The organism is Psychrobacter sp. Rd 27.2 (genome assembly GCF_001921755.1).
Taxonomy (GTDB): Bacteria; Pseudomonadota; Gammaproteobacteria; order Pseudomonadales; family Moraxellaceae; genus Psychrobacter; species Psychrobacter celer.
Window position 1 is genome coordinate 85,623 of the sequence record NZ_MRYB01000007.1, and the last position, 14,545, is coordinate 100,167.

At 46.0% G+C, this 14,545-nt stretch carries 12 protein-coding genes; all 12 read right to left on the bottom strand.

The window, feature by feature from the left end; all coding sequences use genetic code 11:
- Nucleotide 1 precedes the first annotated feature (1 nt).
- On the bottom strand, nucleotides 2-415 hold the full coding sequence (locus BTV99_RS13840; protein WP_075101793.1) for a prepilin-type N-terminal cleavage/methylation domain-containing protein: 414 nt from the start codon (nucleotides 413-415) through the stop codon (nucleotides 2-4).
- Between the two features lie 119 nt (nucleotides 416-534).
- Nucleotides 535-951 (bottom strand): prepilin-type N-terminal cleavage/methylation domain-containing protein, encoded by a 417-nt coding sequence (locus BTV99_RS07700; RefSeq protein WP_075101794.1) that lies wholly within the window; start codon nucleotides 949-951, stop codon nucleotides 535-537.
- Between the two features lie 324 nt (nucleotides 952-1,275).
- Nucleotides 1,276-1,761, bottom strand: a complete 486-nt coding sequence (locus BTV99_RS07705; RefSeq protein ID WP_083608576.1) for a type IV pilin protein — start codon at nucleotides 1,759-1,761, stop codon at nucleotides 1,276-1,278.
- On the bottom strand, nucleotides 1,761-2,309 hold the full coding sequence (locus BTV99_RS07710) for a type IV pilin protein (RefSeq protein WP_075101795.1): 549 nt from the start codon (nucleotides 2,307-2,309) through the stop codon (nucleotides 1,761-1,763). Before BTV99_RS07710 ends, BTV99_RS07705 begins: the two co-directional genes overlap by 1 nt.
- A 12-nt stretch (nucleotides 2,310-2,321) precedes the next feature.
- Nucleotides 2,322-6,191, bottom strand: a complete 3,870-nt coding sequence (locus BTV99_RS07715; protein ID WP_075101796.1) for a pilus assembly protein PilY — start codon at nucleotides 6,189-6,191, stop codon at nucleotides 2,322-2,324.
- 42 nt (nucleotides 6,192-6,233) lie between these two features.
- Nucleotides 6,234-7,046, bottom strand: coding sequence for a PilX N-terminal domain-containing pilus assembly protein (locus BTV99_RS07720; RefSeq protein ID WP_256713754.1), 813 nt, complete (start codon nucleotides 7,044-7,046; stop codon nucleotides 6,234-6,236).
- A 70-nt stretch (nucleotides 7,047-7,116) separates the two neighbouring features.
- Complete coding sequence (locus BTV99_RS07725) at nucleotides 7,117-8,115, bottom strand: prepilin-type N-terminal cleavage/methylation domain-containing protein (protein ID WP_075101798.1); 999 nt, start codon at nucleotides 8,113-8,115, stop codon at nucleotides 7,117-7,119.
- A complete protein-coding gene (gene pilV / locus BTV99_RS07730) occupies nucleotides 8,115-8,681 on the bottom strand; it encodes a type IV pilus modification protein PilV (RefSeq protein WP_075101799.1) in 567 nt (188 codons plus the stop codon). Before pilV ends, BTV99_RS07725 begins: the two co-directional genes overlap by 1 nt.
- A complete protein-coding gene (locus tag BTV99_RS07735) occupies nucleotides 8,681-9,184 on the bottom strand; it encodes a Tfp pilus assembly protein FimT/FimU (protein ID WP_256713755.1) in 504 nt (167 codons plus the stop codon). Before BTV99_RS07735 ends, pilV begins: the two co-directional genes overlap by 1 nt.
- A gap of 360 nt (nucleotides 9,185-9,544) precedes the next feature.
- Entirely contained in the window at nucleotides 9,545-10,369 is an 825-nt protein-coding gene (locus tag BTV99_RS07740) for a ComF family protein (protein ID WP_075101800.1), read from the bottom strand.
- Nucleotides 10,370-10,415: 46 nt separating this feature from the next.
- Nucleotides 10,416-11,900, bottom strand: a complete 1,485-nt coding sequence (locus tag BTV99_RS07745) for a phospholipase A (RefSeq protein WP_075101801.1) — start codon at nucleotides 11,898-11,900, stop codon at nucleotides 10,416-10,418.
- A gap of 431 nt (nucleotides 11,901-12,331) precedes the next feature.
- Nucleotides 12,332-14,530 (bottom strand): protein-disulfide reductase DsbD domain-containing protein, encoded by a 2,199-nt coding sequence (locus BTV99_RS07750; RefSeq protein ID WP_083608577.1) that lies wholly within the window; start codon nucleotides 14,528-14,530, stop codon nucleotides 12,332-12,334.
- Nucleotides 14,531-14,545: the final 15 nt, after the last annotated feature.

Consider the following 14,545-nt stretch of genomic DNA (forward strand, 5'->3'; position numbering starts at 1 on the left):
ACTAACAAAGCCCTGCAGCGATACAAGTGCCTCCTGCTGTCCACGTCAAAGTGTCATTATTGACAGTGGGCAGTAACGTATAGGTAGCACTATCGACACTCGGCTCACCTGTAGCTGTGACTAATGCTGTGGTCGGGTCAATACTGATTGCGCTGACATTATTGGCATTGGTCACGCCTGAGGCGTTGATACTGACTTTAGCGATGCTATCACAATTGGTCAACGTATAATTGCCTCTACCCTGAAAGCAAGTATCGATATTGGTTCTGACTGTCGCGGCTGCCAACACCACCTCAGTAAAGCGAGCTTTTTTTGTATGGTTCTGATATGACGGAATGGCGATAGCCGCTAAGATACCAATAATAGCGATGACAATCATTAGCTCAATGAGAGTAAAGCCTCGTTGCTCAGTCATAAACACCTCCAATCAAAATTTTGGGTACAAAAATGCCCTACCAACACATCCAGTTAATAGGGCATTAATTTACTTATTTATACGAAAGCAATAATAAACTTTCTTATTAAATTAACCGATTAGCAATAACCAGCAGCGATACAATCACCAGACTGCGCCCAGTTTAATGAACCATCGACTTCACTAGGAGTTAGAATATAAGTCTTACCATCTACGCTATCTGAATCACCAGTTGCAGTTACCACGGCGGTAGTTGCAGTAATTGCAACGTTGTCTACGTTTGGACCTGCAGATGCTTCATCTGAAGTACCACCAATTTCAGCATAAGTATCGCAGTTTTCTAAATCACCTGCACCACGAGTTTGGTAACAAATATCAATAGCACCTTTCACTGATGAGGCAGCTAGTACGACTTCTGAGAAACGAGCTTTTTTAGTGTAATTTTGATAAGCAGGAATAGCGATCGCAGCTAGAATACCGATAATGGCGATAACGATCATTAGTTCGATTAAGGTAAAACCTTTTTGAGCGTTCATAAGAACTCCTTTAGAGGGGATAAAGATAACGGATATTCGCTCGCGCTATCTCTCGTTATATAATGTATTGGATATAGTGTATTGATCTTTCGTGCCCTAATAGATGCATATAGCGTGCCAATATCATTAGTCATAGTAGGTATATGTGCTAAGTGCTCGATTATTATCGCTATTTATCGATATTTTCGTGCAAATACTTACCATACTGCTATCTACTGACACTAATTGTTACGCTAAGCATACCTAAAAGTGTCAGTTTATGTCAATGGTGGCTACTTTGGCTTACGATGATTGACAATAATTGTCAGTTGCCAGACTATTTTTTTAGTCATTCCACTCGCTGCCAGTGCCGCATTTTTTTTCAGTACCGATAGTACGGCATTTAATGTTTTGATAATTAAGGCTCAAGACGCCATCACTTGCCATTTGCGTACCAGACTTCGGCGTTGCCGTGATTACCCATTTATTGGTCAAGATGTTGTCGGGAGGCGTCAGGGTGGTTGGCTCGATACTGACATCGTATAGCGCTGTCCCTTGCTGAGGATAGGCGGTCGCAAAGTCTGCTTTGATCTGCGCACTGATAGCACGGTAGCTACCCTGTGCCAGCTTGCGACTCTCAATCTCTGAGGCGATATTTTGCATCTCTGTCATCATATCGACCCGCTTGGTCTTTATGACATAGCGCTGATAGCTGGGATAAGCGATAGCCGCGAGCACACCGATGATAGCGACGACGATCATCATCTCTATCAGTGTAAAGCCTTGCTGACGCCCAATCATCTCTTTCTGATGGTACTTCACTGCTGTCATCACCACTCCTTTTGACCTGTGCCGCAGTCATCATCTGTACTAGTCACAGTCCTATCTTTGCTTTTACACCGTACGCCAGTACTACTTATCATAATGATATGCGCATCTGAGCTTTCAAATGAGGCGTTTGGTTTGGCCAGCATACGCCATGAGCTACCTGCTGTAGAGTAGCCTGTACTTGTAGGTGCTAGTGTGTTACCAGTGCTCGCATCTACCAAGGTAATCACATAGCTGTAGTTGGTGCTATCGCTGCCTCTGGGGACATAAATGGTCTTATTGTCGGTAGCATCATAGCCATAGCTTGCAGTACCATCACTGGCTTGTTTTTTTGGCACAAAACCCTTATAAGTCAGTGCACTAGCGCGCCAGCGGTTCAGCTCTATCTGTAGCTGCTGCATGCTTGCTTGCGCTTGTGCTTCAGCGTTTCGGACTACATACTGACGATAAGAAGGAACCGCAATCGCTGCCAATACCGCCACGATCATGATAACTATCATCAGCTCAATCAGCGTAAAGCCTGAGTGTTGTTTTGAGGCTTTCATGCCCATGCGACCACCTTATCAGTCTACTTCATACCATACTTTTGGCTGCAGCGTATAACGCTCGTTAAATATCAACTCAGGCGCGGTGCCGTTGCCTATGATGCTATCATTCACGCTTAAGTTCCCTTGGTTTAACCCTTTGGGGTTTGTGAGCGCATTAAATAGACCTTTACCGCTATCAGAACCAAAATCGACTCGGTCATTGGCGCGTTCAGCCAATGTTCGCGTGCCGATCAGCAGTCGCTGATTTGAGAGGGTTGAGCTGCGTGGTCCAAGCGTGAGCTCTTGAATACCCTTACCTGCCTGTACATAACCTGCAGTCCCGTTCTTGGAGGCTTCATCGGTACAGATACCATAAGGTAAGCAGTAGAGCTGTCTCTCTGAGCCGCCTGTCACTTTGGCAGAACAAGAGTCCACGGCATTATAGCTCATATCTGGGTTGTAGACCGTTGTATACAAATAACTGTCTACCACTTCAGATTTGCCAACGCCTTTGGTATATCTGACATTACCATAGCCGTCAAAGCGCGTTAATGGATAATACCAGCCGTTTTTCCTTCCTTGTCTTAAGGTATTTATCACGGCGTTTTTTTGTGCCAAGGTGTATCCAGCTCCCGTCAAGTTACCAATACTTGACGGCAGCTCGGCGAGATCCGTACTGTTGGCTTCAAGCTCTACAATGTCTTGACCATTTGTGGTGCCTGCAGTGGTAAAGTTGCTCGCATAAAATACATGGTCTGCCTTGGTAATATCACTATCGATAATGCCATATAGCCTGTCAGCCTTATCATTGTCTCGTATTTTAGAGAGCGGCGAGCTGCGGTCCCCTGAGATGACGTTTACGAGTGCAAATAGTGAGTTGGTTAAATCGTTACGATAAAAACTGACAACTGGCCGCTCGTAGAAACGGTGATTGTATTTTTTGTTGCTGCCTGAATAGGCAGGTTTGAGTACGCGTGTGACTCTGGTGTTACTAAAAGAAGTTTCTGGTGAAGCAGTGCCGGATGCCACTGGCTTCACAAAACCTGCATTGGTAAAATCAGCGCGGAATACTTGACCGCCCAGATCGGCAAAGTAGATATGATCCATAAAGCCGTCATTATCACGGTCTAGCGTGGTTACGCCAGCGACGACACTGTTTTTCATACTAGTCACAGTGGTCGATGGTGCTCCACTGCCCGATGCTGACCAAATCAAGTCTCCAGTTTTTGCATTAATAATATAGACCGCATTACCCTTAACCGATGATTTGTTTGAGCAATCACCTAACTCTGTATCTGTGATACCAACCTGAAAGCCCTCATTTTCATAGCACATGTCATAACCACCACCAAACACCAATACATCGGTACCTGTGTCGGTGATACTGGTTTTTATTTTGGCCTTAGTAGGTTTTGACCATATTTGCCCCATACGGCTAAAGCCCGAAGTTGCAGACGTGATCGTAAACATCATGCTAGGAGCATTAGTATTGGTAAGGTTTACACCATAAAAGGCCTCCCCTCCCATACGCAGACCACCGTATGCGAATACACCTTTGCCGCTTCCTGTTTCGACATTTACTTGCCCATTGCTCAGATCATACCTGTAGTCGGCCGTGACTAGCCAAGGGGCATCTACACCAAAGTTGGGCGCACCTATTTCAGGCTTTGTTGCACCTTTGATCAGCGCGTCAGACTTGCTACTATCCATGAGCATCTCTTTTGGAATGATCACGAATTTTTCTGCACCGCCATCACCCACTCCATAATTATCGGCATCTACTAAGTGCAAACCACCTTCGGATGAACCAAATAACACATAGTCATCACGTGTACCAGTCACTCTACCTGTGGTGGTATCTAAGTTGGCTGAATACGAAACTGCGGCTGGCGTGGAGTGCACCGTTGCACCCAGCACCTTGATTGCTTCAGGCGCATTGGCACTACTAAGCGTCATGTCTTTTACCGCTGTGGCAGTGCTTGGAAGAGAGGTAAACCCTAAGAAATTCAATATCTTTCTTAGGGTCACTTCGTTATAGGTAGCTGTATCTTTAAATGTATTGTTGGTCAGTACGGCACCATCTACCACGACTTTGCCCGAAGCATTTACGCCTACTTTTCTCAATACAGGTTTTTTGTTGGTAGCGTTATCCCAATCCTCTACATACAGTGTTCTAACAGAGGCAACCCCTGTCGCTGGTGTCTTTAATTGCGCAAAAAACCCACCACTTTCTACCTTATCGTTGGCACCAGGATAGTTTTTATCAGACCACATATCTTGAGTGGTTGGCTCTAAATCACCAGCGATGCTCTTAAATAGCTTGGCGTTATTTTTGCCATACAAAGTACCTTCATTGAGCAGATACTTTTTCATATTGCCTTCCCAAATGACTGAATTATCACCAACTTTGGGTTGTAATGTTGGATAGTAAGCAACCGCAAGCTGACTATCGGCACGATAAGGATCGTCGGGGACGATGATAGTCCCTGACGGTATCGAAGGTAAGGTATTGTCTAAATCCGTCACAAAAGAGACAATACTGTTGACGATATCATCTGTGGACTGCGCTGAATAAAACCCACCTTCACCGAACCCTCCCACTCCTGGTAAAGACGGATGAGATTTTTCGCCCCAATTACAGGCATTTCTTGCATCAATATCTGAAATTTTTGCACAATTATAGAAATCTCGATTTTTAGTCACACCTGTTTTAGGGTTGGTATAAGGTAAGTTGACGATATCTGATTTATCTACATCAAACACCGAGCCGAAGCCAACGACAGCGGTATAAATCTCACGATCTGTACCTAGCGGATTGAGCGTCGGGTCACGTAAGGCTTTAGCAAACGCACCTACTTGTGGCATGCTGTTATTGGGTTCACTACCGCTGGGAAGTGTCTTGGAGGGTATGTTAAATGAACTGGCACCTAGAGCCAATTGCATGACATAGTTAGGGTTAGGTGAGCTGTTTGGGTTACCATCGGTTAAAAAGTAGATGCCACGTCCATCACAAGATGAGGGTGATGACAAAGGACTGATATAACCACGACTGTTTTTAGATGACTTAACAGAGTCATCATAACCGCTATACGAAGAACGTGAGGGGTTAGTACCTAGCATATAGGCACCTACTTCTGCGTAGGCATTGGCCGTTGGCGTACCATTATAACCAATTAATTTGGCAATTTCTGTCTTGATTAAGTGACGCTGCGTATCATCGACCAAAGCTGCTGGTACCAGTATCTTACCTGTTCTTCCATCAGCACCTTCATAGTCGTTGTCGTCATCGCTTTGGGTAGAGTACTGCCCTATTCCTATAGAGACTCTTTTAGGATCTAGTAGACTATTATCCAGTAGCGTAAAAATAGCATCTTTTAGACGAGTTAATCGATCATAGTATTTGCCGCCATCAACATAATAGTATGTATTCTTACCTTTCTTCTCTTGAATCAAACCATCAGTCGATGGAACGTAAGATATTCTCTTTTTACAATCATCTTTATCAGCCTCATCTGTTCCGGAATCGCATGTATACCACTTTTCGTTACCTTTCTTATTAGTATATTTGCGAAACTGATAACTACGCTCTGTTTCACAATACCGTCTGATATAACTAGGTGTGGTCGAAGAGGTTTCAGTACTTACTCCATCATAAGACACGCCGCGAGGCAAGTCACAGGCTTCTTTCGTGACATTCGCAGCCATACTACCTGAAGTATCGAGCATCATGGTGATCGTGGTTTTACCTGCTTCAGCGGCTTTGTAGATTTCTAAGTCACCAATTTTTTTACCTGCGACATCTGCTTGTGCAGGAAGCGTCATCATCGATGCCACAGCAACAACTAAATACTTTAGGGGCACTGAAAATGCTGTTTTTCGGGCTGGTGTATTGCCGAGTCGGTTCATGACATCTATCCTTATATTATATCAGCACGATGAATGAGCAAGTTAAGGCGTCGCTGAAGACGAGAGTATACACTGCGGGTTTTGAGAGCCGCGGCCAAATGGATAACACTTCGTAGAGGAAGAAACGTTTTCTACATCTGCTTGCTCATACAACATCTTGCTAGGGGTTGACGCCGCTAATAAGCATTCATTTAATGACTTTTCGCCAGTTGCTACATTAGCTTTGATACTGGTTTGCGCATAACAATTATTACCCCCTAGCTTCGGCTCACTATAAGCTGGAAGCGAAGCAGTTGGTCGAATATCGAACTTATATTTTTTGCTGGTTCGATCTTCACTTTCTTTACCCAAAACCACATGACCAAACCGCTCTGCGTTAGGCTCAGGTGGGGTGATGGTAATACTCATTTGAGTCATCACGGCCTGTCGGGCACTAGTATAATCTTCCGCTTTTTCATAATCACATATTCCATTATTTAATCCATCTACATATCCACCAGTAGACGCTCTAACGGTTGCACTATTTGTCAGGTAACTTTGCGTGCGAGGATTAAAACAATAAATAAACTCATTTGTCTTATTATTTTCAAATAGTAAAAAATGACCAAGGGCGCCTGTTGCACTGGTCACATCTTTATATCCTGTAGAGTCTGCACTACCATTTACCATCATTTCTAGCTTTTGATTAGCACTATCTGCCGACTGCAGTAAGACTGTATTAATTTGATCACTAGTTGCGATTTTAAGGTCTGTCGTACTTTGCCTAACGGCTATTGCACCAGCCAAAATAATAAGTACTAAGAATAGTAGTACCACTATCAGTGTTGCACCTTGCTCGGTACTCCGATAGGTCATATGAATATCTTTTTGTGTCGATCTTGACAGATCACGGTATCGTATCACCTCTAGTCTCCTTACCAATATGCTATAGGTCAGTACTTACATTGACGACACGAGCATTTCGCAACAATGTTGTAGCTTCATAGGTAGTGCGAACTTTTTTTGTACTACTAGTATCTGTTTTTAATTTATTTTCTGTTGGCGGCTGTCCCAACAGAGCAAATTGTGTTTGTTCTGCGCTACCGATAATAGGTGTACTACCATGTACGATTAGACCAATTTTCACTGCCGTGATAACAGGGTTACCAGATGTTATATTAAGATAGGCGTTACTTGGTAAATACACCATCTGTCCTGCATTAGCGCCAGTGGTGTACTGCACTCCCAATAGCACCTTAAATTGATCGACATTAATAATAGACTCTTGCCCCGCTTGACCAAATTGACGTGAGTCAGTTGCTGGCATTGTATCGTCTATTCCACCAGCTGGATTAACCCGACCTGCATCACATGCCAACACTAAGTTTTTGATAGCTCCAGCGCTGTTATCTCCTACTGCTTGGCGTAAAAAATAACGTTCAATAACGATGTCATTGATAGCAGCAGTCGCACCTTCGCAGTCTGACATTGGTGCACCCGTTATATTGGTATATTGAATTGTCAGCTGGTCGCTGTCGGTATTGGTATTTGAGATACCAGACCAACCATTTGAGCCCACTGCAATATCTCCTGCACGCCTAGTCAAGTAACCTGTATTAGGATAAGGGTCCGGTAAATCCGGCACTCCAATATTAAGACCCGTTAAGACAATACCACCATTGGGTGTGGCTCCATCAATCCTAGTCGTTGAATTACCTAAGTTGGCTAAGCGGATACTTTTCTCCAGTTGCTGTAAGCCAAAAATACTTGCATCTTGCAGTTCACTACCGCTGGCTTGAATACTGCTGGTCTTTGCATTAATTAGATATACTTGAATAACAGCTGCTGACACAATTAAACCAAGTACCAATGAGATCATAAGCTCTATTAAAGTAAAGCCTGCCTGCTTCTCAGTACCATAGCTAACTTCACGATTGTATGACATCAGTACGCCTCCACGATAAAGCACTCTGCACCATTCTTATAACTACCATCAGCGTTAGCACAGGCGTTCGAGGCAGAGTCACTGAGTTCAACCGTCGTATCACCCCAGCTGGCTACAAAACATTGCAGCTCTTGATTACCTAATGTCCCAGGACAGCCACTTGGAACCATACCAATACTAATATCATTAGCACTAGCATATGATTTCATTAATAATCCATCACGAGTTGCTAGTTGATTAATAGTACAAATGTCTGCTGCTGCAGGTACTGTATTGGTATTATTAACACAGCTGTTTTTGGTTATTGTTTTGCCCTCAATACTTATTGAATCTGAAGATCCGTTTATTGCCGCCTTAAAAGCAGTGATACCAGTAGGATTTGCTCTTATCGTCTCAGCACCACCCCGAATGATAGTTAACGCTCGCGTACGCATGAGGCTTTCGTCTGTCGCTTTTATAGCTGACATCTGCATTGCACTAAAACCTAAGACCGCTACTGCCAATAGCAATAACGACACCATGACTTCAATCAACCCTACCCCTGCTTGTATATACTTAATATTCATTAGCAGCTCCCAGCATTCGTCGTATTAATATTAGCAATGCTCGTAAGGCTTACTTGTTTAGGCGCCACACTTTTAGACCCTTCATCACAAATGGTATATACCACCGTCACATTTTTCGCTATCTTTTTATTTGGTTGAAAAATGACTTTTGATTCAGTAGCTGGAGTGATTACTCTGGTCACTTTGCTTTTGTCGTTAATTTTATAACTTGATATTTCGGTACTGCCGACTTTTAATTTTATTGTCTTAGATGTAGGAGGATCATAAGCAAGCTCTATGTTTTGTCGACGCAAGATACTCTCAACCTTCGCCTCTTTTAACGCATTAGCCAACGTATTCGCCGTTGCCTTTACTCTTTGGTTTGCCAACTGTGTACTAATGCTAGGCGCTGCGATACCGACAATAATAGCGAGCACAGCGATCGTGACCATCAGTTCAATCAAGGTAAACCCTGAGCTTCCCATTTGTATTGTAGGCGACAGGCTATTCTTAGAGGCTCTCACATCACATTCCTATTTATAACGTCTACCGTCTGTCTCATAACGATCCATTTGCCAGTAGTCAATCTAAAATACCTCGCAACTCTTACCTGCTAAGACACTTAACTACCAATCAGTAGGGAGAGGTCACATTCTTTTATTATTCACTATAAGACATGCAATTTTTGTTCCATAAAACCACATACCAGCTACAGAAAAACATATTTTAAATCAGACACTTATCAGACACTTAAAAGTCAATTCTAGATTTCGATTAATATCAGCTAACAAATTTATATATATTGATTTAATAATATAGCGGTTAGGCAACATCTTAGCAACATATTAGTCATTATAGAAGTACCGTCAATACTTTATAAATGACTAACGATACTGACTCCCATGAGCGAGTGCATAGGCAGATAGGTGGTAGCGGTTGGTCGGCAATGAGGACGTAGATGCGGCACTGGTAGCTGGCTTATACAAAGCGCGACCCAGCGCTTGTAGGCTCGCGCCTGTGGTTGCGACATCATCGAACAGCAGTAAACGTTTAACTGGCGGGGTTTCGGTCAGCACAAAAGCATTATTGAGATTACTGAGGCGTTCAGCGCGTGTCAGGCCTTGCTGGCTGACGGTGTGATCGATACGCCGGACACCTTGCCATAGCGGTATCTGCCAATGCTTAGACAGCTGCGCGGCTAAGATACTGACCGGATCAAAGCCACGTTTTACCAGACGTTGAGGGGTGGTGGGCATCGCGACGATGACAGCATTATCGTGATGGCAGCCATGTGGCCGTGGTAGTTGACGAATCGCATGGAGCAGCAGTGGCAGTTTACTCATGTCTTCGTCATGCTTGAAAGCGCGAATGGCTTGCCGAATAGGATAGTCATAAAAAGTAGACGCCTGAATGCTCAAGGCGCTGCCAGCTGCGATATCGACTCTAAATGGTTTGGGTAGCCACGTAATACCATGATGACAATGAGCACAGAGCAGACCGCGACTCAAGTGACGATGGATATACCGAGCAACCTTACCACGGTAAATATCGGTAAGCATTGAATCAGCAATCGGAGGAGTGGCTGGGGATAGATGAGAAGATAGCAGCTGGGATGATGCGGTGCTGCGATATACGCGGCATAGCTGGCAGCGTATATCTACATACTCTGCCAGCCATAGTCCAGTTTGATAAGGAGCCAGTCGGCGCATTGCTTGTACTCCTTAGCAGTCAAAGACCGTCGACGCCGATAAGGCCTTAAAACCCCTTCCAATCATTTAAGACGATACCAAAACCGATGGAGGTGTTTTCGTGGTTATAGTCGATGATAGACTCGCCATAGCCTTGGAACAGCTGTACATAGCCATTGACGTTTTCGGTCAGTGGATAAATGTAGTCGATCTGCGCCGCGCCTTTGTTGGTGCTGGGGTTATAGCGCAACGTGCCGCTTAGGCTTTGCTGATCTGGCAGATCGTATAGGAATTTGATATCACCATAGCCCATGTAGTCTTCGATATCAGGGTTGTCTTCGCTGCTGCTGCTTTCGTTATTGACGCGCGCCCAGAGCCGCGGCACGACCGACAACTTGCCCCATTCAGCCCCTGCCATCAGATACGCGCGGTTCCACGAACGCGATAACGGATCATCTTGGCCGTTAGAGTGGTGAATGGCACCCGCACCTAGCATACGTAGACGGCCGCCAAAGGGTAAGTCAGCGGTCACAGGCTGGGTCAAAAATATCTCAGGCTGATAGTCGGTGGCGCGAAACGGCCGAGAGTTATCTTCGTTATACACTTGCCAATGCGACTCTTGGGTATAGCCAAACCATAAATCAGCACTACTATCAAACAAGTCCTCTGCCACTTTGGTCTTTAACGACAGCTGAAACTTCAGCTCCGTCTCACGGACGTCATTGGACGTAAAAGGCTCAGTGTCTTGTGAAGGGGTGCTTGGCCCCAAGTTAGGGTCAAAGGTATAAAACAGCGGCAATACGTAGGTTGGACGATAAGGTCTGACGGTCCAAGTACCGCGCTCACTGTTTTTATCCAAATCATAAGATAGGCTCAGCGGGGTGTACTTTTCGATGTCTGTTTGCTTGACACCAACACTTTCGAGCACTTTGGCTTCTCGCTGGGTCAACCCCACCGTGTCTAGACTCTGCGTTTCAGGCGAGGACGCCGCTTGTTGGGGCAGCTCGGCAGCGACGGCGCTGCTGCTATCGGTTGTGATGGTAGAGCTTTCTTCTACAAACACCACTTGCGGGTTGCCTGACAGTGTGCTTTGAAAGGTTTTGGCTAAGTCCACAGGCTGTTTGGTGGTGGTATAGCTCGGCGTTTTGCCTTGCTCTGCCACTTTATCAAAACAAGCCAAACGCGCGGTCGCCAGCTGTACCTCGGTACATTCAGCAAACAGTTCTGCTTGTTTGGCAATAAACTCTTTACTGACCACTTTACGGTTTTGCTTACCTGCCTCTGCGCTCGCTGGTTGCTCAGTATCAGCCTCGCTGTGCGCCACCTCATAATCCTCATACTCAAACGCCGCGTCTGGAACTGGCAGCTCCCGATAAGTTTGCTCGTCCATCGCAGCGTGAGCTTGTAAGGCCGTCAAGCTCAAAGCCGCCGCGATTGCAACACATAGATGGCGATGGCTATTTTGACGACAGTTGAGTGATAAGCCATCAGATGGCTGGCTTGAGGCACAGGCTTGCGGTAATTGACGTTGAGTAATGATATGGGCAAACATAGGTGTCCTTTATCTGACCAATAATAAGGTCAGTAGAGTATTTTAGATAATGAATATACCATTAGCATCAGCGCTAATATAAAAACCATTCATTAATGGACATCGAGGGCTGTGCTGACAATTCGCCTAGCCCCTTCAGCATTGTTGCTTTATTGTAATGAAAATATAGACACTATACTAGCGTTATCCTTGCTGCAAATACAGATAATAACAAACAAGATAAACAGACAAGGACCTTTAATACCTATAAAAGCAAATAGTTAGTCGGTCACCCTGCCAATCCCAAGACACCTTACCAAAAAAGCCAAGCTCCTAACATAGTAGGCGCTTGGCTTTTGATTGGCAAAATATACAGCATTAGCTGTTACATCAGGCGGGTGTTTGGAGGTGAGATATTCACCCTTTTAGCGACTGCTCATCCATGTAGATGATTAGCGATTGAGCGCCTCTAAAGTCTGCTCAAATGCCGAACGTCCGATTTCCCCTACTTGCTGATTGACCAACTGCCCGTCTTGATAATAGAGCAATGCTGGCGGTCCAAATAGTTGATAACGCGCTAAGATGGCTTTTGAGTTCTCTGTCGTCTCTGTGATATCGAGTCTGACCAGCAGCCAGTCTTGCATCTGAGCAGGACGATTGTGAAATAAGTTTTTGTCCATAATACGGCACTCAACACACCACTCTGCTGTCAGATCGACAATGACTTTCGGATTGTCAGCCAAAATAGCATCTAGCTCAGCAAGGGTGGTGATGTGCGCGTCATTGGCGCTATTGCTCGCACCTGATACGCCGTTTGCAGATGTCATCATCATAGGCGCGGCGCTTAGAGAGGCCAGCGGATGCAGACTGTCATCGTTACCCAAAGCGGCACCCACCATCAGACAAGCCGCCCAAATCCCAGCGATGAAGCCCAGTGCTTGGGTTAAGATACGACCTTTACCAAGCCAGCTCCACGCCCATGTCGCCAGCACCATAAACCAAAGCGCCCATACGACCAGCATGACAGGCGAGATAAAGACGCGCTCAATCAGCAGCAGCGCCACAGCAAAAAGCAGCAACGCAAAGCCTTGCTTGACCCAGTTCATCCACGCGCCAGCTTTTGGCATGATTTTGCCTTGAGTGGCACCGATTAGGATCAGCGGCGCGGACAGACCAAAACCCAGCATAAATAAAGCGACAAACCCAAGCAGCGGACTGCCAATGGTAGACACCGCCAGCAGCGCGCCAAATAACGGCGCTGAGACACAGGGTGACACCACCAGCGCAGATAAAAAACCAGCGATTAGGCTGCCGCCCGCACTACCAAGCTTGCTATCTCCTGCTTGACTCAAGCGCTGCATCTTGCTGCTGATGGCACTGGGCAAACGAATACTAAAAACACCCAGCATATATAACGCCAAAAGTACAAACACAATGGCAAAGCTGATTAAGATAATCGGGTTTTGTAGCCAGCCGATGATACCTAAGGACTCACCAAACACCGCAATAACCGCACCTAAAATCCCATAAGCGGTGGCTACCCCGATGGCGTAGCTACCTGTCAAAAGCACACCGCGTTTGACCGTGGGATTGTCTTCACGGGCGACGATATTGGCCACAATGGGTAGCATGGGCAGGACGCAAGGCGTCAATGCCAAGCCCAAACCTGCTAAAAACAGCAAAGCCAATGCCAGCCATGGATGAGACGCTAGGCCAAAAGGGTCGCTATCCATCGCGCCGATAGTGGCAGTCTCACTACTACTTGAGGCTCGATCAGAAGACTGCTGAGTGTCTGCTATGGGCGCAGCTGCACCGGCAATCTCACCTTCCAATGACACATCGTCTATCAAATCATAGTCGACGACTTCATCATCCATCTGCTCACTAGCAAGGCCGCTGGCACTCTCTGGCGACGCAGCAGTCGATGAGGTGGTTAGCGGCTCACTGATGGCCGCCTTATCTTGAGCGTCAGTATTGGCCACAGTGCTTTTAGCTGTCGCGTCTTGGCCAGTCGCTGATGCATTATTGGCGCGGCTCTGGGAGGGTACAGCGGCGATACTGACTGTGGTTTTTATCTTCTCTGGTGGATAGCACAGCCCTGCTTTGGCGCAGCCCTGCCAGCCAATCGTAATCGCAGCATCGTCTAGAGGCTTGCCATCTGTCGTACTCAGCATGGTGCTCGCCACTACATTGGCCTGATCAAACACTGGCACGCGGCCAAAGGTCGGATCGTCGATAGAAACGGGCTGCTGATTAAAGGTAAACGGCGCGGCCTTTACTCCATCAGGCAGTGTCAGTTTGAGCTGATTTTGATACACATAGTGCTCAGGGGTGATATCAAAATTGATCGACAAGCGCGTGCCAGCTTTGGCAGGGCTGCTGCTACTGCTGACATCAAAGGCTTCATCAACGGATAAAAACTTTTTTTGTGCACGACTGTCACTACTACCACCAAACAAATCGCCCAATCCTGCTGCGTGCGCGGGCATCGGCGCGCTTAGCCCTACCAGCAGAGCGCTGGCACTTAGCACAAGTGCCGATAGATAGGGGCGGTTTTTTACACTGTGATAGGGCGCATGCTTGGCTTGTTTAGGAGCGATGGTCTCACGGGTAGTCGTGGTCGGCGGCGGTGTTGCTATATGTGCGGGCATGAAAGGCTACCTATT

What these genes read in the sequence shown, in the direction of transcription:
- BTV99_RS13840 (WP_075101793.1), bottom strand. Translation starts at nt 415, where the DNA reads ATGACTGAGCAACGAGGCTTTACTCTCATTGAGCTAATGATTGTCATC.
- BTV99_RS07700 (WP_075101794.1), bottom strand. Translation starts at nt 951, where the DNA reads ATGAACGCTCAAAAAGGTTTTACCTTAATCGAACTAATGATCGTTATC.
- BTV99_RS07705 (WP_083608576.1), bottom strand. Translation starts at nt 1,761, where the DNA reads ATGACAGCAGTGAAGTACCATCAGAAAGAGATGATTGGGCGTCAGCAA.
- BTV99_RS07710 (WP_075101795.1), bottom strand. Translation starts at nt 2,309, where the DNA reads ATGGGCATGAAAGCCTCAAAACAACACTCAGGCTTTACGCTGATTGAG.
- BTV99_RS07715 (WP_075101796.1), bottom strand. Translation starts at nt 6,191, where the DNA reads ATGAACCGACTCGGCAATACACCAGCCCGAAAAACAGCATTTTCAGTG.
- BTV99_RS07720 (WP_256713754.1), bottom strand. Translation starts at nt 7,046, where the DNA reads ATGACCTATCGGAGTACCGAGCAAGGTGCAACACTGATAGTGGTACTA.
- BTV99_RS07725 (WP_075101798.1), bottom strand. Translation starts at nt 8,115, where the DNA reads ATGTCATACAATCGTGAAGTTAGCTATGGTACTGAGAAGCAGGCAGGC.
- pilV (WP_075101799.1), bottom strand. Translation starts at nt 8,681, where the DNA reads ATGAATATTAAGTATATACAAGCAGGGGTAGGGTTGATTGAAGTCATG.
- BTV99_RS07740 (WP_075101800.1), bottom strand. Translation starts at nt 10,369, where the DNA reads ATGCGCCGACTGGCTCCTTATCAAACTGGACTATGGCTGGCAGAGTAT.
- BTV99_RS07745 (WP_075101801.1), bottom strand. Translation starts at nt 11,900, where the DNA reads ATGTTTGCCCATATCATTACTCAACGTCAATTACCGCAAGCCTGTGCC.
- BTV99_RS07750 (WP_083608577.1), bottom strand. Translation starts at nt 14,530, where the DNA reads ATGCCCGCACATATAGCAACACCGCCGCCGACCACGACTACCCGTGAG.